The sequence below is a fragment of the Thioclava sediminum genome (genome assembly GCF_002020355.1).
In the GTDB taxonomy this organism is placed as follows: Bacteria; Pseudomonadota; Alphaproteobacteria; order Rhodobacterales; family Rhodobacteraceae; genus Thioclava; species Thioclava sediminum.
Map to the genome: position 1 here is coordinate 678,259 of NZ_MPZV01000002.1, position 25,619 is coordinate 703,877.

General features: G+C 61.1%; 26 protein-coding genes and 5 pseudogenes. 11 read left to right on the top strand and 20 right to left on the bottom strand.

What is annotated here, in order from left to right:
• Position 1 precedes the first annotated feature (1 nt).
• The 5 genes and pseudogenes from BMI91_RS10540 to BMI91_RS10555 form a co-directional block, all read right to left on the bottom strand.
• A pseudogene (locus BMI91_RS10540) lies at positions 2-878 on the bottom strand (tyrosine-type recombinase/integrase).
• Positions 879-1,393: 515 nt separating this feature from the next.
• Positions 1,394-1,819, bottom strand: a complete 426-nt coding sequence (locus BMI91_RS10545; protein WP_078600683.1) for a rhodanese-like domain-containing protein — start codon at positions 1,817-1,819, stop codon at positions 1,394-1,396.
• Between the two features lie 24 nt (positions 1,820-1,843).
• Entirely contained in the window at positions 1,844-2,560 is a 717-nt protein-coding gene (locus tag BMI91_RS10550) for a DUF1499 domain-containing protein (RefSeq protein ID WP_078604900.1), read from the bottom strand.
• On the bottom strand, positions 2,553-2,705 hold the full coding sequence (locus BMI91_RS20050) for a hypothetical protein (RefSeq protein WP_158522134.1): 153 nt from the start codon (positions 2,703-2,705) through the stop codon (positions 2,553-2,555). The genes BMI91_RS10550 and BMI91_RS20050 overlap by 8 nt, the downstream gene beginning before the upstream one ends.
• Complete coding sequence (locus tag BMI91_RS10555) at positions 2,702-3,553, bottom strand: sterol desaturase family protein (RefSeq protein ID WP_078549172.1); 852 nt, start codon at positions 3,551-3,553, stop codon at positions 2,702-2,704. Before BMI91_RS10555 ends, BMI91_RS20050 begins: the two co-directional genes overlap by 4 nt.
• 103 nt (positions 3,554-3,656) lie before the next feature.
• Here BMI91_RS10555 and BMI91_RS10560 point away from each other — a divergent pair, with 103 nt between their 5' ends.
• The 3 genes from BMI91_RS10560 to BMI91_RS10570 all read left to right on the top strand — a co-directional run bounded on the left by BMI91_RS10560 (position 3,657) and on the right by BMI91_RS10570 (position 6,342).
• Positions 3,657-4,301 carry an ArsR/SmtB family transcription factor gene (locus BMI91_RS10560; RefSeq protein ID WP_244176607.1) on the top strand — a complete coding sequence of 215 codons (645 nt, stop codon included), beginning with the start codon at positions 3,657-3,659 and terminating at the stop codon, positions 4,299-4,301.
• A gap of 306 nt (positions 4,302-4,607) precedes the next feature.
• A complete protein-coding gene (locus BMI91_RS10565) occupies positions 4,608-5,582 on the top strand; it encodes a calcium/sodium antiporter (RefSeq protein WP_078549176.1) in 975 nt (324 codons plus the stop codon).
• A gap of 139 nt (positions 5,583-5,721) precedes the next feature.
• Positions 5,722-6,342 (top strand): class I SAM-dependent methyltransferase, encoded by a 621-nt coding sequence (locus BMI91_RS10570; RefSeq protein ID WP_078523302.1) that lies wholly within the window; start codon positions 5,722-5,724, stop codon positions 6,340-6,342.
• A 20-nt stretch (positions 6,343-6,362) separates the two neighbouring features.
• On the opposite strand, the gene BMI91_RS10575 is transcribed toward BMI91_RS10570, so the two are convergent.
• Positions 6,363-6,791 carry a MerR family transcriptional regulator gene (locus BMI91_RS10575; protein ID WP_078549180.1) on the bottom strand — a complete coding sequence of 143 codons (429 nt, stop codon included), beginning with the start codon at positions 6,789-6,791 and terminating at the stop codon, positions 6,363-6,365.
• Positions 6,792-6,901: 110 nt separating this feature from the next.
• Here BMI91_RS10575 and BMI91_RS10580 point away from each other — a divergent pair, with 110 nt between their 5' ends.
• The 5 genes and pseudogenes from BMI91_RS10580 to BMI91_RS10595 all read left to right on the top strand — a co-directional run.
• Positions 6,902-9,109, top strand: coding sequence for a heavy metal translocating P-type ATPase (locus tag BMI91_RS10580; protein WP_244176608.1), 2,208 nt, complete (start codon positions 6,902-6,904; stop codon positions 9,107-9,109).
• 301 nt (positions 9,110-9,410) lie between these two features.
• A pseudogene (locus tag BMI91_RS10585) lies at positions 9,411-9,872 on the top strand (transposase); the annotation flags it as partial.
• 158 nt (positions 9,873-10,030) lie between these two features.
• Positions 10,031-10,216, top strand: a complete 186-nt coding sequence (locus BMI91_RS19810; protein ID WP_146684062.1) for a hypothetical protein — start codon at positions 10,031-10,033, stop codon at positions 10,214-10,216.
• A gap of 522 nt (positions 10,217-10,738) precedes the next feature.
• Positions 10,739-12,337 (top strand): serine hydrolase, encoded by a 1,599-nt coding sequence (locus BMI91_RS10590; protein WP_093477009.1) that lies wholly within the window; start codon positions 10,739-10,741, stop codon positions 12,335-12,337.
• A 204-nt stretch (positions 12,338-12,541) separates the two neighbouring features.
• A pseudogene (locus BMI91_RS10595) lies at positions 12,542-13,189 on the top strand (transposase); the annotation flags it as partial.
• 73 nt (positions 13,190-13,262) lie between these two features.
• Here the strand turns inward: BMI91_RS10595 and BMI91_RS10600 are convergent.
• From BMI91_RS10600 to BMI91_RS10620, 5 genes and pseudogenes are all read right to left on the bottom strand, one after another.
• Positions 13,263-13,451 (bottom strand): annotated as a pseudogene (locus BMI91_RS10600) (IS5/IS1182 family transposase); the annotation flags it as partial.
• 212 nt (positions 13,452-13,663) lie between these two features.
• Entirely contained in the window at positions 13,664-14,689 is a 1,026-nt protein-coding gene (locus tag BMI91_RS10605) for a CBS domain-containing protein (RefSeq protein WP_078604902.1), read from the bottom strand.
• A 557-nt stretch (positions 14,690-15,246) separates the two neighbouring features.
• Entirely contained in the window at positions 15,247-15,630 is a 384-nt protein-coding gene (locus BMI91_RS19815; protein WP_078542318.1) for a hypothetical protein, read from the bottom strand.
• A gap of 80 nt (positions 15,631-15,710) precedes the next feature.
• The gene (locus BMI91_RS10615) at positions 15,711-16,358 is read right to left on the bottom strand and encodes a 5-formyltetrahydrofolate cyclo-ligase (protein WP_078523308.1); all 648 of its coding nucleotides are present in this window, start codon (positions 16,356-16,358) and stop codon (positions 15,711-15,713) included.
• Between the two features lie 2 nt (positions 16,359-16,360).
• Entirely contained in the window at positions 16,361-16,789 is a 429-nt protein-coding gene (locus BMI91_RS10620) for a PACE efflux transporter (protein WP_078549189.1), read from the bottom strand.
• A 77-nt stretch (positions 16,790-16,866) separates the two neighbouring features.
• On the opposite strand from BMI91_RS10620, the pseudogene BMI91_RS20290 reads away from it, so the two are divergent.
• Positions 16,867-17,112, top strand: a pseudogene (locus BMI91_RS20290) (transposase); the annotation flags it as partial.
• Positions 17,113-17,543: 431 nt separating this feature from the next.
• Here the strand turns inward: BMI91_RS20290 and BMI91_RS10635 are convergent.
• Complete coding sequence (locus BMI91_RS10635; protein WP_078523312.1) at positions 17,544-17,819, bottom strand: hypothetical protein; 276 nt, start codon at positions 17,817-17,819, stop codon at positions 17,544-17,546.
• 404 nt (positions 17,820-18,223) lie between these two features.
• Between BMI91_RS10635 and BMI91_RS10640 the strand changes: the two genes are divergently transcribed.
• A complete protein-coding gene (locus BMI91_RS10640; protein ID WP_078523313.1) occupies positions 18,224-19,066 on the top strand; it encodes a LysR family transcriptional regulator in 843 nt (280 codons plus the stop codon).
• 358 nt (positions 19,067-19,424) lie between these two features.
• Here the strand turns inward: BMI91_RS10640 and BMI91_RS10645 are convergent, their stop codons facing one another.
• The 7 genes from BMI91_RS10645 to BMI91_RS10670 all read right to left on the bottom strand — a co-directional run bounded on the left by BMI91_RS10645 (position 19,425) and on the right by BMI91_RS10670 (position 23,570).
• Positions 19,425-20,438 (bottom strand): NAD(P)H-dependent flavin oxidoreductase, encoded by a 1,014-nt coding sequence (locus BMI91_RS10645; protein WP_075777504.1) that lies wholly within the window; start codon positions 20,436-20,438, stop codon positions 19,425-19,427.
• 16 nt (positions 20,439-20,454) lie between these two features.
• Positions 20,455-20,844 carry a DUF488 domain-containing protein gene (locus tag BMI91_RS10650; RefSeq protein ID WP_078523314.1) on the bottom strand — a complete coding sequence of 130 codons (390 nt, stop codon included), beginning with the start codon at positions 20,842-20,844 and terminating at the stop codon, positions 20,455-20,457.
• A complete protein-coding gene (locus BMI91_RS10655; protein WP_078523315.1) occupies positions 20,844-21,188 on the bottom strand; it encodes a carboxymuconolactone decarboxylase family protein in 345 nt (114 codons plus the stop codon). Before BMI91_RS10655 ends, BMI91_RS10650 begins: the two co-directional genes overlap by 1 nt.
• On the bottom strand, positions 21,181-21,666 hold the full coding sequence (locus BMI91_RS10660; protein ID WP_078604903.1) for a hemerythrin domain-containing protein: 486 nt from the start codon (positions 21,664-21,666) through the stop codon (positions 21,181-21,183). Before BMI91_RS10660 ends, BMI91_RS10655 begins: the two co-directional genes overlap by 8 nt.
• A 15-nt stretch (positions 21,667-21,681) precedes the next feature.
• The gene (locus tag BMI91_RS10665) at positions 21,682-22,068 is read right to left on the bottom strand and encodes a group III truncated hemoglobin (RefSeq protein WP_244176609.1); all 387 of its coding nucleotides are present in this window, start codon (positions 22,066-22,068) and stop codon (positions 21,682-21,684) included.
• Between the two features lie 681 nt (positions 22,069-22,749).
• The gene (locus BMI91_RS19830) at positions 22,750-23,019 is read right to left on the bottom strand and encodes a nitric oxide reductase F protein (RefSeq protein ID WP_146684066.1); all 270 of its coding nucleotides are present in this window, start codon (positions 23,017-23,019) and stop codon (positions 22,750-22,752) included.
• Positions 23,016-23,570 carry a cytochrome c oxidase subunit 3 gene (locus BMI91_RS10670; RefSeq protein ID WP_078523317.1) on the bottom strand — a complete coding sequence of 185 codons (555 nt, stop codon included), beginning with the start codon at positions 23,568-23,570 and terminating at the stop codon, positions 23,016-23,018. The genes BMI91_RS19830 and BMI91_RS10670 overlap by 4 nt, the downstream gene beginning before the upstream one ends.
• A 250-nt stretch (positions 23,571-23,820) precedes the next feature.
• On the opposite strand from BMI91_RS10670, the gene hemN reads away from it, so the two are divergent.
• Positions 23,821-25,176, top strand: coding sequence for an oxygen-independent coproporphyrinogen III oxidase (gene hemN, locus BMI91_RS10675; protein WP_078604904.1), 1,356 nt, complete (start codon positions 23,821-23,823; stop codon positions 25,174-25,176).
• A 136-nt stretch (positions 25,177-25,312) separates the two neighbouring features.
• On the opposite strand, the gene BMI91_RS10680 is transcribed toward hemN, so the two are convergent.
• Positions 25,313-25,612, bottom strand: coding sequence for a DUF6522 family protein (locus BMI91_RS10680; protein WP_078604905.1), 300 nt, complete (start codon positions 25,610-25,612; stop codon positions 25,313-25,315).
• Positions 25,613-25,619 lie beyond the last annotated feature (7 nt).

A 25,619-nucleotide genomic window follows, 5' to 3' on the forward strand; every position in this document is an offset into this window, starting at 1 on the left:
CTCATCGCAGGGTCTCGTCCTGAAGCAGCTTCATCTGCTCGAAAGGGCTGACCGTGCCGCGGATCGTCTTCGTCGCCACATGGGTGTATCGTGCCGTCGTCGTCAGCTTGGCATGCCCGGAGCAGCACCTGGATCACCCGCACATCAGTGTTGGCCTCGAGCAGATGGGTGGCGAAGCTGTGTCGCAAACTATGCAGTGTCGCGGCCATCTTGATGCCCGCCATATGCTTGGCCGAGGTGAACGCCCGGTTCAATTGTCGTGGCGACAGCGGGTTGATCTTGGGCTTACCGGGGAACAGCCAGCCCTCAGGACGGGACTCGCGCCAATAGTCCGGCAACAGATCCAGCAGGCTGGGCGAGAGCATGGCTTTGCGGCCACGCCCGCCCTTGCCGTCATCGGCATGGATCAGCATCCGGTCGCTGTCGATATCCTTGACCTTCAGGTTGCAGACCTCGGATGCGCGGAGCCCCGCTCCGTAGCTGATCCCGAGCGCTGCGCGATATTTGAGCCCAGGGCCGGGCACGGCGGCCATCAGATCGGCCACTTCCCCGACGCTCAGGACAATGGGCAACTTCCGGGGATTGCGGTGGAACTGCATGAAGCGCTTCATCTCGTCGCGACTGCACGTTACGCCGAAGAAGAACCGCAGCGAGATGATGCGCACGTTGAAGGTGCTGGCGGTCACCCCCTCTTGGGTCATCTTGAGCTGGTATGACCGCAGATCCTCCGGCGTGGCGGTGTCCGGCGGCCTCCCGAGGAAGGACGCGAAATGCTTCACATTCCGAATGTGCGCCTTCTGCGTTTTCTCGCACAACCCGCGGATGTTCATGTCCTCGATCATCCGCTGGCGCAGCGGGGTGGTGTTCTTCTCCTCCATGGGAATCTCCTGTCTGACGGTGGGAAGACCCCCATCGTCAGCCCAGAAAGCTCAGCCACATAGAAAAACGCGGAAATGACGGGCAACGCCAGCCACGAGCGCCATTGCCGCGGAGCGGCTTAGTCCTCCCGCCCTTCGTCCGCGAGGACTGAAACGGTCCTAACCAGACATTCGTTGTCCTCGTCGGCGCTGCCGCGCAGCTTCTCCGAAGCGGTCTTCTGGGCCCGCCGCAGCACCTTTCCGGCTCCTATAGAAGCTCTGCGGGACAAGCCTGCCGATCGCAGCATTCACTCGATCTGTGCCGCAAGGGCGAAGGATTTTGCAAGGGCGCTGGAATTGGATTTTTGCTGCAGTATCGATGAAGGACTGAACAAGAAAAGGAACGGCTGATAGTAGGTTGTGCAGAGCCGACTATACTGTCGACCCCACCGCTTCGGAGACTTCTCTCAAAGTAGTTCGATCGACGGTCAGTTCGGGCCAACGCCATGGCCCGGAGCCATCACGAACGGTTTAGATCAAGGCTTGTAGGCCGCGTCTTTTTCCCAACCGGCGAAACCGGTTTGCAGAACTACGACGTTCGTTCGACCTGCAACCCGCAGGGCAAATGCCGCTTGGGCGGACAGGCTGCCGGTGTTGCAGAAAAGGACTGTCATTCGATCCTTGGGGATCTCGTCAATCCGGTCCAGCACTTCGCGCCATTCGATATTGACGGAACCGGGGATCGTTGCAGCCTCGAACTGTTCTGCGTCGCGTGTGTCGACGAAGAGCGCCGTTTCAAAGACGGCCTGGTCGATCTGTTGCGGCAGTATGATGCCGGCCTCATATTCCGAGAACATCATGTATTCCTGCATCGCCTCGATGGCGGCGTCCTGCGCCAAAATGGGAGTGGAATGAAGGCAAAGCGCGACAGTGGCCGCGCCAAGGACGTGGGAGAGTTTCATCTGGGTGCTCCTTGGTTTCCGATCTTATTCGGTGATTTGCGCTTGCAGCTCCGTAAGGAACGCCTCGATGCGCCGGGCATTGGCGCCGCGGTCGATCTGCCCAAGGCGCGAGCGTGACCGCATGTCGATGCGGCTGCCTGTCTCGATGTCGGTAACCCGAACTGCAACCTCGTCCTCGAAGCCGAAGACGCGGCTTCGGGCGATGGCTTCGATCTGGTTTTCCGCAGGGTCGGCCGAGAGAACCTCCCAGCCACGCGTTTCGACAAGGGTCAACGCCTCTGCGAATGCATCCTCGACCGGGATCGGAAGGTCCAGCGGGCGCACGTCCGGATAGGCGGAGCGTTGTGGCTCGGCATTTTGCGCCGGGTAGTCCGTTGGGGTTGCGGTGAACCAGTAGACCGGCGGGTCTTCGGTATCGGTCGAGATGTCGTTTATCGGCGGTGTCGTCCGAGCAGCGATTTCGAAAGCCACTCCGAGGCCTGCAACAGGTAATGACAGGATCAGGCCAATCAGCGCAATGCTGGCACCGCGCCTCTTGCGGATAGCCCCCGCCAACGTCACGAGCGCTGCGACGACCCCCACTAATGCCGTCCAGACACCCCAGCCGGCGAGGTTATAGGCTTGGGGCCAAGGCCATCCGCCGGCACGATAGCTCCAGACGGACAAAGCAAGAAGCGCAAGGGACACAAGGCCCAGAAGGATCGTCGCAAAGCCGAGGCGTCGCGTTATGAATTCAAGCATCTGTCTCTTCCTGATCGGGGGCGGGATGCAAGCGCGGGCGCGTTTCCAGGGATAAACGGGCCTCCGGACAGCCGAAAAAGAGCACCTGCGAGAACTGTTCAGGAAAGGGGCGCGGGTTCTCGCGGACGCCGAGGATGTAGGTCATTCCTCTTCCTCCACCGCGATGCGTGGATCAAGGGCATGACCCGAAGCTGGGCCGCGCAGGGGCTGGAGCAGCATCCTGTCGATCCAAAGGTCACGGCGCGTGCGGAACTGTTCGATCCCGATCTCCATGTCCTGATGCCCCCTTGCCGGTTGCGCGACATAGGTGCCTAATAGCCGATCCCACCAGGGCAGGTTGAAGCCGTAGTTCGAATTGGTCTCGCGCGGGTCGACGGAATGGTGGACGCGATGCATGTCGGGCGTGACCACGATCAGGCGCAGCACTCTATCAACCGGACGCGGCAGATCGATATTAGCGTGGTTGAAAAGCGCGGTCGCATTCAGGATCACCTCGAACAGCAGCACCGCGACCGCAGGCGGCCCGAGCGCCGCGACCACCGCCAGTTTGATCCCCATCGAGATCAGGATTTCCAGCGGATGGAACCGCAGGCCCGTCGTTGCGTCGAAGTCGAGATCGGCATGGTGCATCCTATGCAGACGCCAAAGTCCGGGAACCGCGTGGAACATGACATGCTGAAGGTAGATCGCCAAATCGAGCACCAGCATCGAAACAAGGATGGCCGCCCAAGTCGGCCACTCCAGATTGTTGAACAGCCCCCAGCCACGGTCCTCGGCCATGACGGCCAATCCGACTGCGAGGATCGGGAATGCCAGGCGCAGGATCACCGTATCTATAAAGACCATGGCAATATTGTTCGTCCAACGGATCAAGCGCGGTATCTCTCTGCGCCGCCGGGGGGCCGCGACCTCCCACAACGCCATCGCCGCCAACACGCCCAAGAAAGCGGCAAGTCGGATCGTCGGCTCGGCAGAGAGGATCGTTTCGGTCATGCGTTCGGCTTTGCTCTTGTGGCGCAGGCTGGATTCGCTATCATTCAATTATTCGATTGAATGATGTAATATTCCGAGGCAGCCCATGTCAATTAGCCCGAAGATGGCCCTTCTCGAAGAATACGCCCTTGTCGCGCGGGCCTTGTCGGCCCCCGCACGCCTTATGCTTCTTGAACAGCTCGCCCAGAACGAGCGCAGGGTAGAGGCGCTTGCGGAAAAAACCGGGCTCACTGTCGCGAACTGTTCGCAGCATTTGCAGCAATTGCGGCGCGCTGGCCTTGTCACCAGTCGGCGCGACGGCAAGGCGATAATCTACAGGCTGACCGACGCGAGGACACTGACGTTGTTGGGGGTTTTGGGCGATGTGGCCGAAAGGAACCTCGCACAGGTTGAGGAGATTCTGCGCGGAATATCGAACGGCGAAGACGCGCCGGAACCGATCAACCGCAACGAGCTTGCCGCTCGACTGAGTGAAGGGTCGGTGACCGTCCTCGACGTGCGCCCCGCCGACGAGTTCGCCGATGCTCATATCCCGGGCGCGCTCAACATGGCCGTGACGGAGCTGGGCAAGTTCCTGACGGATCTCGACCGAAACACCGAGATTGTGGCCTATTGTCGTGGTCCATACTGTGTCTACGCTCACCAAGCCGTGGCGTTCTTGCGCAAGAATGGTTTCAATGCCCGTCGTCTCGACGGCGGTCTGCCTGAGTGGCGCGAAGACGGTCGAGCCATTCAGGCAACATCCTGATCGACAAAGGCCTTATTCGATGTCGCTACGGGTCGACCTGACTATGTGATCGCACTGCATGCGAGGCCTTCAAAAATGCAATGACAATTCGCCCAGACTTCACATGAGATCTCATGATGGAAGCAACCTCCGCTTAGTGTCTGCTACCGGGTCGCCGTTCATGGACGGCCAGTTGCTGCCGTTGATACGCATGCCGGAGCGCTGCTCTACACCGCGACACACCTCGCGCAACTCTCTTGATACCCGCGCGCGCCACCGCCATTTTGCGTGCGGTAAGCGGCGATGACCGCATAGGGATGGACTGAGATGTTCGAGATTTGGGGGCCCATTCTGGCGGGGCTGGTCGCGCTGGTGGTCGGAGGCGAGCTTTTGGTCCGCGGGGCGGTCCAGACCGCTGAGCGGATCGGTATCTCACCGCTTGTGATCGGATTGACACTGGTGGGGTTCGGCACCTCGACACCGGAACTGGTGACATCGGTTCAGGCCGGTCTGAGTGGATCGCCAGGCATCGCCTTCGGCAACGTCGTGGGCTCAAACATCGCGAATATCCTTCTGATCGCTGGCGTTTCTGCCGTTATTGCGCCCCTCGTTGTGGCGCGCGTCGCCCTGCGACGAGATGCGATGGTGATGCTGGTCGTCGCCGTGGTCTTCGCTGGGGTCGCGCCGTTCGCTCCGATGGGGCGGATCGCTGGAGTTGGATTGATCGCAGCGCTGGTCGGCTATTTGGGCTTTGTGATCCATCAGGAACGCCAGCACGCTGACCGCGGCGCGATCTACGACAAGACGGTGGCCCTTGCTGACGCGGATCCCGGCCTCGCGCCACCGCATGCACCTCACGGTATTCTCATGCCGCTGTTGCTCGCGTTCGCCGGATTGGGACTCGTGGTTTTCGGTGGCTCATTGCTGGTTGGTGGCGCCGTATCGCTCGCGCGGGCTTTTGGCGTCTCGGAAACGGTCATCGGTCTGACCATCGTGGCGATTGGCACCTCGATGCCCGAGCTGATCACCTCGATCGTGGCGGCGCTGAAGCGTCAGGGCGAGGTGGCTTTCGGAAATGTAGTCGGATCAAACATCTACAATATTCTCGGCATCGGTGGGACGACGGCGCTGATCGCCCCGTCGCGCGTGCCCGAGGAAATCGCGCGATTTGACGCCCCGCTGATGGTTCTTGTCTCACTCCTTCTGGTGGTCTTCGCGACCACCGGGCTACGGATCACCCGATGGGAGGGGCTGGCGCTAATCGCGGGCTACGGTATCTATCTTTGGAAGCTTTGGCCTTGAGAACGTTGGAGCCAAAGGTGAAAACTTTGAAATGTCGAACCCTCGGCGGGGCGGCGTCAAAATCTGAAAAAGCATATGGATCACGAACACCAGGCGCCTTGATAGCAATGCGATTATTGCCAGCGAATAGGGGATTTGGATGAACGAGGCGCGAAAGGATCACTGGGACCGGATCTACGGCAGCAAGAGTGACAGTGACCTCAGTTGGCATCAGGACGCTCCGGAGATCTCGCTCGAACTTGCCGAACGCGCCGGTGTGACGCCGGACACCCGGGTGATCGACGTGGGCGCCGGCACTTCGCGGGTCGTTGACGGCTTGATCGCGCGTGGCCTGCGCGACATTTCCGTTCTCGACCTCTCCCAGACGGCCCTCGACGCCCAGCGTGCCCGGCTTGGGCCGCGCGGCGCGGATGTGGAGTGGATCGTCGCCGATATCACGCGCTGGTCGCCCCAGCGGGTCTATGACCTCTGGCATGATCGCGCCGTGTTCCACTTTCTGGTCGACCCATCGGACCGGGATGCCTATGTGACGCGCCTGTCTCGTGCTCTGCGCATTGGGGGGCACGCGATCATCGCGACCTTCGCTCCTGACGGGCCGGAGACCTGCAGCGGCCTTCCCGTTCGTCGCTACAGTCCGGAGGCCCTTGGCGGTGTGCTGGGCCCCGATTTTGAGTTGGTGGCGAAACGGTTCCAGAAACACACGACGCCCTCAGGCAACCTGCAGTCTTTCCAGTTCAGCCTGTTCCGGAAGCTCCGCTGATCGGCCCCTGTGCAGCGGGGTCAGCCTATCGCGTCGTGATCGTCGGCGAGACATTCCGAGTGGTCGCGCAGCACCTCCAGCACCCGGCACTCCGAGGCTGTCCCACCCCGACATTCGCCGATCATCCGTTCCAGCTCGCTCCTGAGCGCTTGGAGACGCGCGATCCGGGTCTCGACCTCGCGCAACTGTCGCCGCGCGATCGAATCCGCAGCTCCGCAATCGCGCGCTGGATGATCTGACAGGTCCAGCAATTCGCGGATCGCTTCGAGCGGGAAGCCAAGCTGGCGCGAATGACGGATGAAGGCGAGCCGGTCGAGATCGACATCGCCGTAGCGCCGCTGGCCGCCCTCGGTCCGTCCGGGCTCGGGCATCAGGCCTATCTGCTCGTAATAGCGGATCGTCTGCACCTTGGTGCCGGTGCGGCGCGCCAATGTTCCGATTGTATGCATGTCGTTCCCATCACGGCCGCGTGAGGGCGGATTTTCCCCTTGAACCTATAGTTGCTGTAGCTCTTATCTTCCTCGCTGTCGAGAAATCGAGAGTGAGAGGATGGTAACAGATGTCCGAGGCGAAAAACCTTCAGGAGTGGCGCGTGACCGGTATGGATTGCGGGGCCTGCGCCGCGAAGGTGCGAGGTGCCGTCGAGGCTCTGCCCGGTGTCGAGGGGGTCGAGGTAACGCTGATGAACGAGCGGCTGCGGTTGCGGCTCGATACCGCGACCACCTCGCGCGAAAGCGTGGAGAAGGCGATCCGCCGCCTCGGCTATGGCGTCTCGGCCAAAGGGGCTGAGCCGGAAAAGCCCAAGGGCGGATTTGTTCTTCCCGAGGGTGCCCTTCCGGGGGCGAGCGAGACGAATGAGACGCCTGCGGTCGAGAGCGCGCCAACGCCGCCTGCCGATCCCGCGTGGTATGCGACCCCGAAGGGACGCTACCTGATCGCGACCGGGCTTCTGCTGGCCGCCGCCTGGGTGGTGGAGCTGCTGGTCGGCGGCCCGATCGCGCATTGGGTCTTCGTGCTCGTCACCGTGATCGCCGTCGCCCCCGTGGCGCGGCGGGCCGCCCTGATGGCACGGGCGCGGATGCCTTTCACCATCGAAATGCTGATGAGCATCGCCGCGATCGGCGCGCTTTTCGTCGGGGCGGCGGAGGAAGCCGCGCTCGTCGTCTTCCTCTTCGCTGTCGGCGAGATGCTCGAAGGGCTTGCGGCGTCGCGCGCCCGCGGCTCGATCCGGGCGCTGGCCGATCTTGTGCCGAAGACTGCGCGGCTCGTCAGCGGAGACCGGATCCGAGAAGTTTCGGCGGACAGCCTCGACATCGGGCAGATCGTGCAGGCCCGCCCGGGCGACCGCATCCCAACGGACGGCGTCATCGTCTCCGGCAATTCGGGTGTCGATGAAAGCCCTGTGACCGGCGAGAGCGTGCCAGTCCTGAAAGAGCCCGGCGACGCGGTCTTCGCCGGCTCGATCAATACCGAGGGCGAGCTGCGCATCCGCGTCGAGAAAGCCGCCGAAGACAACACGATCTCGCGCATCCTGCATCTCGTGGAGGAAGCCGAAAGCGCCCGCGCCCCTGTAGAGCGGTTCATCGACCGGTTCAGCCGCGTCTACATGCCCGCAGTGGTGGGCGTGGCGCTTCTGGCCGCGATCGTGCCGCCGCTCGCCTTCGGCGCGTCTTGGGAGACGTGGATCTATCGCGGCCTCGCGCTCTTGCTGATCGGCTGCCCCTGCGCGCTGGTGATTTCTGTGCCTGCCGCCGTCGCCGCCGGGCTCTCGACCGGGGCGCGCCACGGGCTGTTGATGAAGGGCGGCGCGGTGATGGAGACAGCGGCCAGAACCAGCCTCGTCGCCTTCGACAAGACCGGCACGCTGACCGAGGGCCGGCCGCAGATCACCGATCTTTTGCCCCTGAACGGGAGCGAGGCCGACCTTCTCGCCACCGCCGCAGCGGTCGAGACGGGCAGCAGCCATCCGCTCGCACAGGCGATCGTCGCCCGGGCGGAGGCACGTGGCATCGCGGTGCCGCAGACCACCTCCGTCACGGCGATCCCGGGCCGCGGTGCGCGCGCCGAGATCGACGGCGAAATCTGGAATGTCGGGGCACCGCGCCTCGCGACCGAAACGGGCGTGCTCAGCGCCGCCGACAGCGCCACTGCCCACCGCCTGGAAAGCGCGGGTAAGACCGTGGTCGCCGTCTTCACGCCTGAGCGCCTTCTGGGCCTGATGGCTCTTCGCGACGAGCCGCGCGCTGATGCGGCAGAGGCGGTCTCCGCGCTCAAGCAAATGGGTATCTCGTCGGTCATGCTGACCGGCGACAACCCGGTGACGGCTCGGGCGATCGCCGACGGGCTTGGTATCGAGGCCCGTGCCGGGCTGCTGCCAGAGGACAAGGTTACGGCGGTGCGCGATCTGGCGCGGGATGCGCATGTGATGATGGTGGGCGACGGCATCAACGACGCCCCGGCGCTCGCCACCGCCCATCTCGGCATCGCGATGGGCTCGGGCACCCATGTCGCGCTCGAGACCGCTGATGGCGCGCTGCTACGCAATCGGGTTACCGATGTCGTCGAGCAGATCCGGCTGGCGCGCGCGACGATGGCCAACATCCGTCAGAACGTGGCCATCGCGCTCGGGCTGAAAGGGGTGTTTCTGGTGACGACGCTGCTCGGTCTCACCGGTCTCTGGATCGCGGTAATGGCCGATACCGGCGCGACGGTGCTGGTCACGATGAACGCGCTCCGCCTCCTACGGTTCAAGGCGGAGGCGCAGTAGGCCTGAAATCTCTGCTCAAGCGCTGGAGATTTCCTAAATCGACAAACCCCGTGCCGTTCAACCGGGCAGCCGAAAACGTTTGAGGCAACTCGGAGCTGGAGTGCCTACTCTTTCTTTGAAGGAAACCGCCGCGGTAATTTGTGGGATAGCGTGCCCTGAATGGCCGCTTCCAAACGATAGAGGCACCACTTTGTCTTTGTAGCGAACGACAGCTTTCCGCCCATTCTATTGAAAAAGTCTTTGTTGCAGTGCGGCAAGTCTTTCGATTCACTCGTCGATGAGGGGATGGGAGGATTTCGGGATGATGGGTCGGCAGGACGCTCCAGTGCAGCTGTTTTATGATTTCAATCTGGACCGTCATGTCCCGGCCGATCATATGCTGCGAGAGATCGATCTGTTCCTTGACGGCGACAGCCTGCGGGACGCGCTGCGACCGTTCTACAGCCACCTTGGCCGCCCCTCCATCGACCCCGAACTGATCATTCGGATGCTGGTGATCGGCTACGTCATGGGCATCCGATCCGAAGGACGCCTGTGCAACGAGGTTCACCTGAACCTGGCCTATCGTTGGTTCTGCCGGTTGGGCCTAGAGGGCAACGTCCCGGATCATTCGACCTTCTCGCGGCATCGCCACGCCAAGTTCCGCGAAAGCAACCTGCTGCGACAGGTGTTTGAAGCCACTGTGGAGCGGTGCCTGAAGGAGGGGCCGGTCTCCGGAAAGGGCTTTGCCGTCGATGCCAGCCTGATCTCCGCCGACGTGAACAACCACCTGCCCGGTATCGGCGATCTGATCGACTTGACCGTTCAATCCGACACGTGGCACGTTTTCGACCCTTCAAGCGGCGCGAACCTGTCGCTGGCCTAGCGTCGCCTGCGCCCCAAGCAAGGATGATCCGATGACGCCCCTCCCGGCCCTTTGCCGTGACGACCAAGCCAATGCGGCCTCGTTGCAATATCGACTGCAAATATTGCTATTACCTTGAAAAGGAACATCTCTACCCGCAGGAAAAGAAGTTCCGCATGTCAGATGCAGTTCTCGAAACTTATATGCGCGATCTGATCGCGGCGAGCGTCAAGGCGGGGCAGCGCGAGGTGCAGTTTGCCTGACCGGGCGGAGAGCCGACCCTGCTTGGCCTGCCCTTCTTCGAGCGCGTGGTCGCGCTGCAGCGCCACTATTGCCCCGTCGGCGTGACTTGCGCCAATCCGACAGACGCGCCGGTCCCGCTCTACGAACATCGAGCGAAATGCGGACTGCCTTTCCCCGGTTCCAATATCCACCCGAGGGCGGAATTGCGGCGTGGCATACGATGCGGCTGACGGAGGCCTGGCCAGGATCGCGACGGCATTGAGGCGCTGGAGTTGCAAGAGGCCCTGTGGGCCTTTGAGGCGCGCGACAAGGCTCGGATCGGCACTTAGAGAGCTATGGCCGGAGGCGAGAACTCGGGTCACGCCAGCTTTACAAAGATCCAAACCTTTTAATTCGCGCGACTTCTGTCAAGATGCTGTGAGGTCGTCCAAAAACATTTCCGAGCCATGCCGCAAAACCCTTTGAGACAACAAGCCGAACGCCCCGCACCCTCCGACGCGCCACAGGCACGGGGCCGTTCGAGACGTAGTCACGCGCATTACATGCTGCTGGGCGGCGCGCTGCTCTTGGCCAGTCTTATGGCCGGGCCTTTGTCTGCGGCGGCACAGACGACCCAGCCGCTGCCCGAGCTGGCCTTGCCCAAGCCGATGCCCGCGCCGCCCATGACGGTGCTGCTTCCCGTTCCGGACGCGCGGATCACGGCGGCGATCTCGACATTGGATGATCTCAGTCAGGATATCCTCAAGCGAACCGGCATTCCCGGACTGGCGGTCGCTGTGGTTCATAACGGACGCACCGTCTATGCGCGCGGCTTTGGCAAGCGCGCCGTTGGAAGCCCGGAGGGCGTCGATCCCGAGACGGTCTTCCTTCTCGCCTCGCTGTCAAAGCCCGTCGGTGCCACCGTTGTCGCCACCCAAGTGACCGCAGGCCGCGTCAAATGGGACAGCCCGATCCACGATTTTCTGGCCGCCTTCAGTTTGGGCGATCCGTGGATCAACGAACATATCACCATCGCCGATCTCTATGCGCATCGCTCGGGCCTGCCCGATCATGCCGGAGACGATCTGGAAGATATCGGGTTCGACCGGAGCGAAATCCTCAAGCGGCTCGCTCTGCTGCCCCAAGGCCCATTCCGGGCGCAATACACCTATACCAATTTCGGCATTACGGCTGCAGCCCAAGCGGTGGCCACGGCCGCAGGCAAGGATTGGGCGCGCCTGTCGGAGACGGCGCTCTATGCGCCTCTTGGCATGGGCGCGACCAGCTCGACCCATGCCGATTACATGGCGCGGGACAATCGGGCCGCAAGCCATGTGCCGGGTGGCGATGGCTATGTGATCTCCGACAAACGCCAGCCCGACGCGCAAAGCCCGGCGGGCGGGGTCAGCTCCAACGCGCACGACATGGGGCGTTGGATGGCGATGGTGCTGGGCGGCGGTATGGCGGACGGGACGCGCCTGATCTCTGAAGAGGCGCTTCTGCCTGCAACCTCCCCGCAGATGATCCGAGGCGCGCCGATGGCGGTCTCTGCGCGCGCGGGCGCCTATGGGTTTGGCTTCAATGTCGATACCCGCTGGTCAGGCCGTGTGATGCTAAGCCATTCCGGGGCCTTCGCATTGGGCGCATCGACAAGTGTCGCAATGCTGCCCGAGCTCGATCTGGGCATCGTCGTCTTGACCAATGCACCGCCGACAGGGGCCGCCGAAGCCATCACCGCGAGCTTCCTCGATCGCGCGGAACTGGGGAGGGATACCCGCGACTGGCTGGCGGCCTATGCCCCGATCATGGCGCCGCTATCGGCCCCTGTGGGGCAGCTGGTGGGTGCAAAGCCCCCCGCTGACCCTGCCCAGGCAGCGCCCGCGCAAACCTATGTCGGCACCTATGACAATCCCTATTTCGGCCCCGCCTCGATCTCTGAGACCAACGGATCGCTTGTGCTAACGCTTGGCCCGGACCACCGAGCGCTGCCCATGCGCCATTGGGATGGTGACACCTTCGTTGTCTATCCGGTGACCGAGAACCAACCCGCAGGTTCGGTCTCGCGCGTCACCTTTCGCGCAGCCTCCCCCGGACCGGCCACCGAAATGCAGATCGAACACCTGAACGAAGAACATCTCGGCATCTTTCGACGCCCCGACTAACACAGCCGGGTGTGCGCAAAATGCCCCTCAGTCCTCCCAAAGTGCTCAGTCATCGCCCTTTGCGGCCTTCTCAGCGGGTGAGTTTCGCGACCGAGCGGTCATCAGCGATCAAACGCGGCGCAAAATAGGCAAATGCCTCACGAAACATCGGATGCCAACTTGCATCCAATGGCTGGTGCAACGGGTGCCGGAAGAAAACGAACAGATGACCTAATCACCAGCCCGGCCTTCGTGGTGATCAAGGCGGCAGAGGAGTTCCACGAGAAGACGGTCCGACCGAACCAGCTCTGGCAGACCGACTTCACCTACCTGAAGGTCATCGGCTGGGGCTGGTTCTACCTCTCGACCATCCTCGACGACTACAGCCGCTACGTCATCGCCTGGCGGCTCTGCACGACGATGAAGGCGTCTGATGTGACCGCGACACTGGAAGATGCTCTGGTCGCGTCCGGCTGCAATCAGGCCACAGTTGCCAACCGGCCCCGGCTGCTCAGCGACAATGGCAGCAGTTACATCTCCGGGGAACTGGCCGACTGGCTTGCTGACGAGGGCATGGATCACGTCCGGGGTGCTCCCCGCCACCCTCAGACCCAGGGCAAGATCGAACGCTGGCACCAGACCCTCAAGAACCGCATCTTGCTCGAGAACTATTACCTGCCCGGCGCTCTGGAATAGGCGATCGGCGACTTCATCGACCACTACAACCATCACCGCTACCACGAGAGCCTGGGCAACCTCGCGCCCGCCGACGTCTATCTCGGCAGGGCCGAAGCCATCCTGAAAACACGAAAGGAGATCAAAGCCAAAACCATCGAGAAGCGCCGCTTGCTGCATCGCCAGACCGCGGCATAAACTGAAACCACAACGAGCCAGGCCCTCCGTTCTCGATCAGGCCCTCGTGTCCCAAATCATCTCACGACGGACAGGATGGATGGTAGCCCGGGCGACCGGTTCGAGCAGGCACACAACGTCCGAACCCGAGCGCGCGAAGATCAAGCTCATCGACGAGGAGGTCGATGATACGGACCAGATGATCCTCACTAATCCAATCGTCGACGCGCTCGGGGAAAAGCGTGGTTTGCTCCCGGTCGATGCCGTCGATGAAACCCGCCATCCGTGCCTCCCGCTGCCTTGCGAAAGTATACCATGGGCTTAAGTTTCCACACAGCCTCGGCCCGAAGCTGCCATTCGAACAGGGCGCGTCGAAGGCCCCGACCAGCTCTTTCCAGATGCTCGCAGGCCACCGCAGCGCTATCACGGATCGTCCATCGGCCCTGGCGACGCGCGATGGGTCAGTTCCGCGCACATCCGGGTGGATGCCTATATCTATTGCGCTAAGGCATCCAGTTCGTCCATCAGCCCTGAGAACCGTCTCAATTGATCGTATTGCTCTTCGTCGATCCCGTCCGGATCGAAGTGCATCACGTCGTTTCGGACTTCGCGGACCTTATCCAGCTCAGCGCAAAATACGCCCCTGTCTACGCGAAGGTCGAGCAGTTTCCAGTTCTCTGGCTTCTGAATTATCCGAAGATACTCACCAAACGTTAGGTCTACGACAGATTGAATTCGCTCCCTTCTCTCCGAGTCCGTGTCGCCACAGACCTCCTGCAAAGTCTGGGTAGTGAACTTTCCATTCATCAGTTTTCGGATCTGGTTCTCAATCTGTCCGATGAGGAGAAATGGCTCTGATAGAAACTGAAATTGCTCGCTCAGATCTGTCGCGGTGACGATGCCAGTAACCTTCTTGTCGGTTGAGGATCGGACGAAGACGAATTCGTGCTCGATGATCAATTTCGTAGCTTTGAACAGCGCTTCGCTTTCTTCCAGAGCGACGGCCGTCTCCATGGCGTCTCTCACTTCGACGAGATTATTCTCGTGGCTCAAGCGCTTGCCGATCGTCTTCCAGCTAATCGCACCGTTCAGCGTGTGCTCGTTCGACATGACCGCCAGCTGCGAGAAATCGTGCGCCAGCATCAGGGTAATCGCCTTCTCGACGGTATCCTGCGGGTTGACCGAAACCACACCGCAGTTGGCCGCCTTGAGCATGCTGATGAGGAAGTTTGCCTCTTTTGGGGCATAGGCTGCACCATCCTCGCCTTGGTCGCTACCGGTAGATTTGGTAGCAGCCGCTGCAACCGGCGCTTTCTTGAACGTTATTTCTGCGTCAATCCAGACCTTAGTGAAATCTGGGCTGGTTATGATATCCGCATTATCCAACTCGGTTTGTATTCTCTTGACGACGCCGGTGCGGCGCCTGCGGGCACCGAACCAGCGAAGCAACTCTCGGACCGTCGTCGAAGCTTCCTTTCCTTCGCCGATGTCGGCTTTGACCTCTTCGAACTCCTTGTTCAATTTGGTGCCCCTCCGATCATCCCGTTCCGATCGCGGTGAATTGCCCGGACGCTTCTATGCAGTCCCATACGTGGAGGACGAGGCGGAGGCCTCGATATTCCATTGCGGTAATTTATGCCACGGCTTGATTAAATCCAAAAGAAAGAATGACAGCTAGGGACCGGCCGCACCCCTACCCTATTGCTGACGGCCCTGGCTATGCAGAAGCTTTCTTTCTGCACATTGCGGGCCTTGATCCCTGCGCCGCGAATGACCGCTCCCCGCCCCGAACAACCTGGCTCGTCGGTTTCGGCCTTTTGTGGACATTCGCGCGACAGCCATTGCTGCCGCGCAATGCCTCCGAACCAGCATTTGGCGGCGACGTCCAGCATTGTCCGGCAGGCGAAGGCCCCACAGCGGCCAGTTCAGCCGGCCAGCTTATTGCCAGTAAGCCCGCCGGAGTTAGCTGATTGGGCGTAAAGCGGCGGGAATGGGTCAGGTCTGATTGTGGTTATTGGGAGCCGTCCAGCTGCCTGCTAACTTTCCTTCTCGGGGGAGGTGGCTCATTCATCGGCGATTCACGGCAAAAACGCCAACTCGTCTAGAGGTGCTAAGGCTCTAAAGACACCGCCCTTTTTCGCGCTATCAGTTCCGGCGCTATCAAACAGGTTGAGAAGAAGGTCATACACCGGTTCAAAATTGTCGAACCCGTCCGGTAGCGCCTGAATGGCTCTGGCTATCGCGCGATCATCCTCCTCTTCAAAAAGACCAGCAAAATCCCCGTCGATCATCTTTGCGAGGATTGGCACAGCTTGCCCTCCAGCAGCGTTGAGCGCGCTTCGTTGGCCTCTCAATCGCTCTAAGGCGTTGGCTTTGCTATTCGCGTAGACTGCTACGGTTCCATTCAATGCTTCAATCGCTTGAGCCTTCGTCACCCCCGCCTGGTTCAAGAAGTAAAACATCGGCCAACCATTGGCGCTGAACTTGGGCGGATACCTTTACATAGAAGCGTGACGAGGCAGCGACACAGTTCCTCTCTGCACTATCTCGTCAAATGGGTGCCATCCGACAGAATAATTTCGTCCATCGGCACATCCCAAGGCATCGGGTAGATGGTGGGCAAGACGCAGTTTGAAAAGCCGATACCAACGATCCGCGGCTTCTTATCAAAACGGGCGAGCGTGCGGTCGTAATAGCCTCCCCCGTTTCCGAGGCGATGAAGCGTCGTGTCGACACCGACAAGGGGGACGATCACGAGGTCGGGCGTGCGAGGTTCGCCTGCGGCTGGCACGGGGATGTTCCAGACGCCGCGCACCATGCGGCAATCCGGGGTCCACGTATGGAATTCGAGCGGCGCATCTCGTTCGATGACGACGGGCAACAGGACTTCGGCCCCGGCCTCATGTGCCTTGCCCATCCAGCCCCGCAGATCCGGTTCGCCCCGGATCGGCCAATAGACAGCCACGGTGAGGCGGGCATCGAGAGGAACTGTCCGGTCGAGACCGTCAATCAGCCGGACGGTCGCGCGCTCTCGATCTTCTGCGGACAAGGCCCGCGCGGCCACAAGCCGAGCGCGCTCCGCCCGTCTGAATCGCGCCACATCGCGTGCCGCCTCGGGATCGACCAGGTGCCCATCGACCAGAAGATGGGCAAAGCAGGCGGGGGCTCCTCCGGTAGCATCGTCATCCATATCTATGCCATCCGCTTACGTTTCTGAGGCGGAAAGATCGTATCGTATCCCCAAGTGAAAACGAAGGCGTAGACGAGGTAGAAGCCTGCAAAGGACAGTTCCATCACGACAATGGTCAGCAGGAAAGCGTCGAGCCACCATGCGAAAACCGGCAGAAGCAGGGTAAGCAGCGTCACCTCGAAAAGCACCGCGTGAGAGATCCGAATTGGCATAGTCTTACGGACATCGCCACGACGCCAGAGCAGGAGATGATCGAAGGCCAGGTTGAAAAGATAGTTCCAGGCAGTAGCCGCTGTTGCGCCAAGCACGACCAGCACGCCCATTTCCTCCATCGGATGATCGAAAGCCCAGGCGAAAAGCGGCGTTACGATGAGGAGGCCGATGATTTCAAAGCTCACGGCTTGGCGGATACGGTCTGGGGTGCTGCGCATGGAAAATGTTCAATCGTGGGTCAGGCGGTCCAGCGTGCAGAGCTTGTGATTGGGCGAGGTCATCCCCGGGAAGCCTTATGGTGGGACCCGTGCGTCCGCTTTTCAAGCATGGGCGCACGTCGCGCGGTCACGATGTCCAACCTCTCGGTGCGGCCCTCGCCGATCTTGTGCATCTCAAGTGCAGGGCAGCGGAGGACAGCCTCAAGGAAGCTGGCGAGCGCCTCTTCACCTTCAGCAGGCTCGACCCGTCGCAATGGAAATCGGCCAAGACCGCAAACGCCATCAAACGCCTGAACGAGGAATTCCGCCGCCGGATCAAGACCTAGACCGTGCTGCCCTGTGCCGAGACCGTGCCGATGCTGCTTTGGGGGCTACTGGCCTCTTCTTTCGCTATTTCTGTAGACACTTGATCAGCGCTGCTATGGTCAAAACCACCAACACCAGAATAAGAAGGCCGAAAAGCCAACCGATCACCATTTCGAAACTCATTCCATTTTCCATGTCACTCTGGTCCACTGTTTCGTTGTCATGATCTTCGGTCGACGCGCCGCGACGCACGCGGCTATTCGCGACTAACCATCGGCGGGCCGAGCTAATCCACTGCGAACTCCACCGCGAATGAGTGCGGAGACGAGAGCATCCCGATGCCGCGGCCATCGTTGTCTTCCATCACGCTGGGATCTCTCAAACGGCTGTTTGCTGATGCGGTCAGCACAGCGGACGATGTGCGCGGTGCCTCGAGTGGGAGCCGGCCTCACAGTTCGAGCGTGCGTCGAATGGCACCCGCTCCCCACAGCAGCAGGCCGGTGGTCAGCGCGCTGACCCCAACGCTGTGCGCCCATGGCCCCGCAATGCCCGTGTCGCCGAAGGTGATGAGGGTGATGCCGGCCAACGAAAGCCCGAGCCCAGCCATGAGCCGACATTCTCCCGGGGTCGGGCACGGCCTTCGCTCGTCATAGCTCTCCTCCTTCGGCGCGGCGGGATCGCTCCCCGTCACGCTGTTCGCTCCGTTCAAATCGCTGTTTCTCATGGCCTTGCGAACCTCCTTTCGAGATACTCTTTCAGCGCAACGTCAGTCGCATAGATCTATAGCGCGGGTCGGGCGGGCGCCGAATTCTGCCCAATGCGCGGCTTCGAGGTTGCCCACCGGCCCGCGGCGTGTCGGAGCCTGCGGCGGAGTTCCAGGCTCCGCGGTTTTCGGAGCTTCTGACCCCGGCAGCTTCTCCCACGCCACGCTTTGCGGCCAGACGCGATCCAAGAGACGCTGTTGACTGCCGGAAACCCTGCGGCCCGGTAAGCTCGTTTAATCCATATGCCGGTCATCTTCCGGTCGTCCGCGGGAAGCGCGGACTTCAAGTATTGCGCGATTCATAATATTGGGAAAGCAAATATAAATGCGATATGATATTCGCAAATGCGATACATGGGGGATCCATGAACATCGAACATGCCCGAACTTTCCTTGCCGTCGCCGATACCGGCAGCTTCGTAGCGGCCGCCGAAAGGCTTCACGTCACCCAGTCAACCGTGAGCGCTCGTATCCGAGCACTCGAAGATCAGTTGGGCACCAGGCTTTTCACTCGCAACAAGGCCGGCGCGGCGCTGACTGCGGGCGGTGGCCGGTTCCTGAAGCATGCAGCGCAGATGGTGCGAGCCCTCGAACGCGCGCGGCACGACGTCGGCCTTCCTGGACAATTCCGCGCGCGTGTCGTCATCGGTGCGCGCTTCGGCCTGTGGGAAGGGCTGATGATGAAATGGTTCGCCAATATCCAGCGGACCCATCCCCGAGTTTCGTTTCATTCCGAAATCGGCTTCGAGCCTGAACTGATGCAGGCGCTGGTCGACGGGCGGATGGATATCGGAGTCATGTTCACCCCGCAGCGCCGTCCGATGCTCGAGCTCCTGCCATTGCTTACTGAACAGCTGGTGCTCGTCTCTACCGAACCGACCGCTAGCATGCAGCCTGACGGCTATATCCATGTCGAGTGGGGCCCGGAATTCGACAATCAGTTCCGCGCTGGCTTTCCGGAGTTTCCCGGTCCTGCACTCTCGGCCAACATCGCCTGGCTCGGCCTTCAATATCTCAAGCTCAATGGCGGCAGCGGCTATTTTCCCCGGCGTCTGGTCGAACACCAGATCGATAGCGGCGCCCTGTTCCCGGTGCCCGGTGCGCCAGTGTTCGAATTGCCGGCGTGGATCGTGATCCGCGAGGATCGCAACAAAGCGCTTGTTGATCCGATGGTCCAGAGTTTGATGGTTGGCCTTGTGGCGCCTTGATCTGCGATCAATTTCCGCTCTTGTCCTTTCCCAGCGGCCTGTCGCTCGCGTTCGGTATCCTGCTGGAACATTCCCGATCGGTCACCTCGTGTTCGGGCTCGCTGCGTAGTGCTTTCGCGGGATCGAAAAAACTCCTTCCGGCAAGGTTTCGTCCGCCCTTTGGTCGATCGAACCGAGTATGTCTGTCAGAGGCTTCATGCCGCGACCGAGGGTCCATAACTGATCGTTAGACGACCATCCACGCGGGAAGCAGTCGCGCCAGTTCTCTGACCGGCGCGCAAAGCGAGGTGGTGAGCAAAAGCAACCTTGGCAGCTGAGCTCTTGAATTCGTCGTTCACGGCTTCGACTTAAAAGCACGTCAAAACGGGTGTTCCAGGAGATGACGGGCCTGCGCGACCATGCCGTCCAGACGTGCAGCGGCCGTGGGGACATCGTTGAGCGCACCCACACCCTGACCCGCATAGAGTGCCATCGCCTCCAAGTCGCCGGTCGTGGTTCGCAGCGGCGAATCCGTGCTGAAGCGCAGGCGCGGCTGCTCGCCGTCGCGGGCGATGGCCTCGCGCGGAAGACTGTCAGGGTCGTGGCCGAGGTAATGTCCGTCCAGGCTCTCGGTCACGCTATTGGCGATCACCCGCACCGCAGCGCCCTTGGGCCAATTCAGAACGAAAACATCGGTCAGAACCGTGTGGTCGCCGGTGGCCTCCGTGATTCGGGATTTGTGATAGGGATGAGCGAAGGATTCCTCGGTCGCCAGAAAGGCCGTGCCGCATTGCACGCCATCGGCGCCGATGGTCAACGCGGCGGCGAGGCCCTCGCCCGTTGCGATCCCTCCGGAGACGACGACCGGCAGGTCGGTCTGCGCAAGGATTTGCTCGGCCAGCCCGAAAGCCGGGTGTCGTCCATGCACGTGACCGCCCGCCTCGACGCCCTGCGCGATGATCACATCCGCTCCGGCCTCTTCGGCGATCCGCGCGGCCTCGACCGTGCCGACCTGATGCAGAACAAGGCAACCGGCACGTTTCACGCGGGCCACCACGTCAGGCATCACGTCCCAGAAAAAGCTGAAGGCCGGCACGCCAAGATCGAGACAGCAGGCGATCTGCGCATCGAGCAGCGCTGGTTCGGTCGCCGCGGGGATCAAGTTGACGGCAAAAGGTCGGTCAGTCGCGTCCCGCAGCGCAGTAACCTCTGCGGCGATCAGGGCTGGGTCTTCGCGCACCATGCCCAAAATCCCGTAACCGCCCGCATTGGCCACGGCGGCGGCCAGTTCCCAGCGGGAAACGCCGCCCATCCCGGCCAGCAGAACTGGCTGGGCGCACCCCAGCAGGTCGCAAAGCGGTGTGTGCAGCGGGTTTATTGGCTGGTCCGTCATGCTTGCTCCTCCCGTTCTATAACCATTGGCGCAGGTAATCGCGTAACACGACGGCGTTATTATGTGCCTCGTCCTTTGAAGCATAAAGTAGCGTAACGACGTTCTCGCGTGCATATCCGGCGAGCTCGCGGACCAAATCGTCATGAGCGGCAAGTTCCGCCTCATAACGCGTGGTGAACTCCTGCCACCTATCAGGGTGCTCGTGGAACCAGCGCCGCAATTCGTCGCTCGGCGCGATCTCCTTGCACCAGTGAAACAGTCTGGCGCGGTCCTTCGCCATGCCGCGCGGCCAGAGACGATCGACCAATATCCGCTTGCCATCTGACACGCGTGCCGCGCGATAGATCCGCTTGACGCGGATAAGCTCGCCAGGAGCTTCGGAGGTGGGGGGGCTTGCTGACGGCATCAGCTGTCCGGCTTGTCCGTGTCGCCGATCATCTCAACTGCTTTCAGAGCATGGGTCCAAGAGGCGCCGGCGCGCATTTCCGCGGCGACCCAAATCGCTTCCATGACCTGTTCGTCCGAGGCGCCCGCACGCCGGGCGGCTTTGACATGGCTCTCGATGCACCATGGGCACTGCGTTACGTGCGCGACGGCCACGGCGATAAGCTGCTTGCTGCGCGCATCGAGCGCCCCTTCAGTGAACACCGCTTTCGAAAATGCGCGGAAGGCGTCCTCGGTCTTCGGCGCCAAGGCATGACGCCGTTCGAAGAGATCCTTAGTTGGGTTGGGAAGATACATCTCAGACATGGCCTGCGCCTTGGGTTTCGAATTGCGGGAATAACACGTCGTTTTCCAGCCGAATATGGGCTGCCAGGTCTTCAAGAAATTCACCGACCCCGGCATAGAGCCGCGTCCAGCTTTGGCATGCACCGTCCGGCAATGTGAGATCGTTTGTCAATTGCCGGATCTGTCCGACCTCCGCCTCATGGTCGTCGTGATCCGCGCGCATCGCAGCGATCGGCCCGTCCAGCCTCGGTGCCGCGTTGCGAATGGCGGGAAACAAAACCAGCTCCTCCTTCTTCATGTGGACTTCGAGCTCGCCGATCATCCGGTGCAGTAGCGCAGACAGCCCTGCAGGGACATCTGCTTGCCCGGCATGGACGGTTTCCACCTTTTCCGAGAGCGCCGCCAGTTCAGGCAATTGAGTGCGATGCTTGGCGTGATACTCTGCCTCGATGTAGCGGGTGAGGCTGGCGGAATCTTGCGGGGGTAGCGGTCTCGTCATGTTGGTATCCTTTGGTCAGAGCAAAGAGGGGACGGTTCGGGGCGTGGCGTTCTCGACCGCCATATGCAGCGAGCGCGCGATCCGCTCGGCGCGTTCGATGAGATGGGCGGCCCCCTCGGGGGGACAGGTCTCGGTTGCGGTCTCGCGGAACAGCATCAGCCACCGTTCGAAATGATCCCATTCCACTGGCAAGGACGCATGGACCTGCATCGGGGCGCCGTGAAAACGACCGGTCATGAGTGCGACCGAAGACCAGAACTCCACCATCCGCTGCAAATGCGGCGCCCAGTCGGAAATCCTGGAGGCGAAGATCGGCCCGAGAACCGCATCAGCACGCACCTTGTCGTAGAAACGATGCACCAACTGGGTCAGTTTATCCTCGTCCAAACCCGTTTGCGCCATGATCGCAGCGGTCGTTTCGGGGCGCGCGGATATGATCTGTCGATCAGCAGGTGACATGGGATCCCCCGAGAATTTGAACTTGAGGCTCATGCTATCTCCACAAAATAAGCATTGTAAATACCTATTGCGGTGAGTGTAGGATGCCCATGAACTTCGCATTCTCGCAAATTACGGGCGGAGCATTTCGAGCCGGATGGCAAGCGTCCGCGAATCTGGTCTTCCCGACCGCACGCCCTCGGCTGAATCCTTGATGCTCAAGAGGGTGCAGGGGTTACGTTTTCGGACCGTAGCCAGAAGACACGAAACCCTTCAGCACCTCGTCCCTGGCGAAGGTTTGGTCTGGGCTTCCTGCGTGGCGCATCAACACGCGCAGGCCGTTATCGGCGGAAGAGGTGGGGCGAATTGTCGCGGCTCACAATGAATATTTGAATTACTTGCGCGCCTTGCCACCCTATGCGGGGAGGTCGGACTAAGTAACGGCTTCTATCACGGCGAAGCTGGGTATCGTCGGATCGCCATGGCAGCGACGGCCTGATGCCCGCACCTCTCGTCGCGAAATTCGCGCAACGGGGGTTGTCCATTCGGACCGGCTCACATCAGGTTGTTCGAGGAGCAGAGCGCATCAGGCGAGCGTTGCAAATGCAGGTTCGATGGTCGTTACCGAACAGACCAGCGGGTTCCCTATAGCCCCAGTGGCGCGAGATAGAGCACCAGCAACAGGAGGCACACGCCTGTCAGCGCCACATCGAAGCCGCGCTGCCAAGCGGGCGCCTGCACCAATCCCAGATATTTTCCGAGGATGATCCGCGCCTTTTGCCAGGCAAGTGCCATCACGACCACCGCTGCCGCCCCTGGCCACTTGGCCCAGACCCCCGAGAATGAAAGCAAGGACGAGCCAAGGGTGAGGAGAACAAGCGTGCCGAGGGCGATATAGAGGGACCGGCGTGTCATTGCAGGAGATAGACCACTGGAAAGAGCAACACCCAGATCAGATCGACCATGTGCCAGAACGCGGTCGCATCCTCGATATTTCCCACATGATCGCGCCACGCCACCAGCAGCAACAGGATGACGCCGGCTGCGACATGCGCGGCGTGAAATCCGGTCAGCAGGAAATAGAAATTGAAGAAAGGATGCGTGTCCCAGACAATGCCTTGCGCGGCCTTGGACGCGAATTCGGCGCCCTTGATCCCGAGAAATGCCGCGCCGAGCAAAGCGGCACACACAAGAGAAACGCGTGCGCCGCCACGCCTGCGCGATTGCCTCAGATTCAGTGCCAGGGCAGCGAAAAAGCCGCTCGTCAGCAAGATGATCGTGTTCGTCGCAGCGGCAGTCCGGTTCAGCGCATTCTGCGCTTCGGCAAAGCCCGTCGGATCAGTGATCCGCACCGACAAGAAAACGATCAACCCCGCACCGAAAACCAGCAATTCGCTGATAATGAGAACCCACATCAAAAGATCGCCGGGCAAATCGTCCAATGCAGTTCGGGTTTGATCCGTCATTCAACAAGACCTTTGCAAGAGCCTTCGGACCGTCACGACTCAATCGGCTTCAACCTTCGTCGCCATGATCTCTCACTGCACTATTTTAATGCGCATTGTAAATACCATTTGCCGCACGCAAGATGACTCGATGCCCTTCTGTCACTTTCACGGTCGAACGAGGGGACCTGTGCGGCCACCGGCCGCATGGTCGCACATTTAGTTTGAGCCACAGCAAAGAAGCCCGCTTCTGTCTGTCTGATAATAGGGCATGGAACACACAGAAACACTTCGGGCCCTTGGCCTCTTCGATGCGCGCGTGCCGCGTTACACGTCCTACCCGACTGCGGCGGCCTTTTCGCCCGACACAGGCGCGTCCTTTCAACGCCATGCGCTTGAACAGTTGGACCCCAGCGAGCCTGTGTCGGTCTACATGCACATCCCGTTTTGCGAGCGGCTATGCTGGTTCTGCGCCTGTCACACACAAGGCACGAAAACCCTTGGCCCGGTGGAAAGCTATATCGAGGCGCTCGAGGCAGAGCTCGAAATGGTGCGCGCCATCATACCGAACGGCCTGAAAATGGGCCGCCTTCACTGGGGTGGCGGAACGCCCACCATCCTGCCGCCGGAATTGATACATCGTCTCTCGGAATCGATACGCCGTGTGTTTCCACCAGCTCAGGAGTTCGAGTTCTCGGTGGAGATCGACCCGACCATGGTCGATCGCGCGAAGATCGAGGCTCTCGCCTCCGAAGGCATGAACCGCGCGTCGATCGGCATTCAGGATTTCGATCCTGAAGTCCAGAAAGCAATCGGCCGCCTGCAACCGTTCGAAACCACACGCGCGTGCGTCGAAGACTTGCGCGCGGCCGGCATCGCCTCTCTCAACACCGATCTGGTCTATGGCCTCCCGCACCAGAGCCTCGCACGTATTGAAGACACGATTGAAAAGGTTCTCACCTTTACGCCGGACCGCGTAGCGCTCTTTGGTTACGCGCATGTGCCTTGGGTTTCAAAACGGCAAAAGCTGATCGACGAAGCGGCGCTGCCGGACGATCTGTCGCGCTACCACCTCGCCACGCGCGCTGGAGAACTGTTTGTTGCAGCCGGTCTTACAGCTATCGGCATCGACCATTTTGCGCGCCCCGACGACACTCTGACGGCGTCGCTCGAGGCCGGACGACTGCGCCGCAATTTCCAAGGATACACGACCGACACATGCAGCACCCTCATAGGGCTCGGGGCATCGTCGATTTCGCGCTTTTCGGAAGGTTATGTCCAGAATGCGCCCGCGACCGCCGCGTATCAGCAGCGGATCGCAACCGGTGTTTTTCCGAGCGCTCGTGGCTACCAGTTAAGCCCCGAAGACCAGCTGCGCGCTCGGGCGATCGAGGAGTTGATGTGTCGGTTCGCGGTGGATCTTGACGATTTGAGCCAGGAGTTCGGCACCGATGCCCAGAAGCTGCTACCGTGCCTGACGGAAATGGCCACGCGCTTTGCGCCATTCGCAAGGCTTACGGGAAAGCGCATTGCCATTGCACCGGAAGGTCGCCCGTTAACACGGATGATCGCTTCGGTTTTCGATCAGCATGTGCCGGAGGGGGTGCGCTATTCGCGCGCGTCCTGAACAAGGCGCGTCTGATGGCGGAGCGCGCCTTCAGCAGGGTGTCACGCTAGACAACTCGCCGCCGGCAACAAGAAGCGGAGCTTGCGGGGGAGGGAGGGGCAGATCGTCGTGCTTCTTTCCCGCGGGAAATTGCTGATCAGGACTTCGAATGTGTCGTTGCGAGGTCGCGCGGAGCCGCAACGGGTGCGTGTGAGGGAAAGGTGCCGCGTGACAGGATCGTGCCGTTCTTATCGACAACGAGGCGTAGAGCGCGACCGCCAAAGTAGAAGGTCAGCCGCCATCGGCCGGCATCGTCGTCGACACCGGCCTCGCATCTGCTTGTGACCTCGCCGTCGCGGAGTTTCGCGAGAACATCGGCTGGTGGGAGGCCGAAAGCGCGTCCAACGAGTTCTGCGTCGACCGTGAAACCGTCAGTGGTGAAAGACACGTTACGCATCGCTATC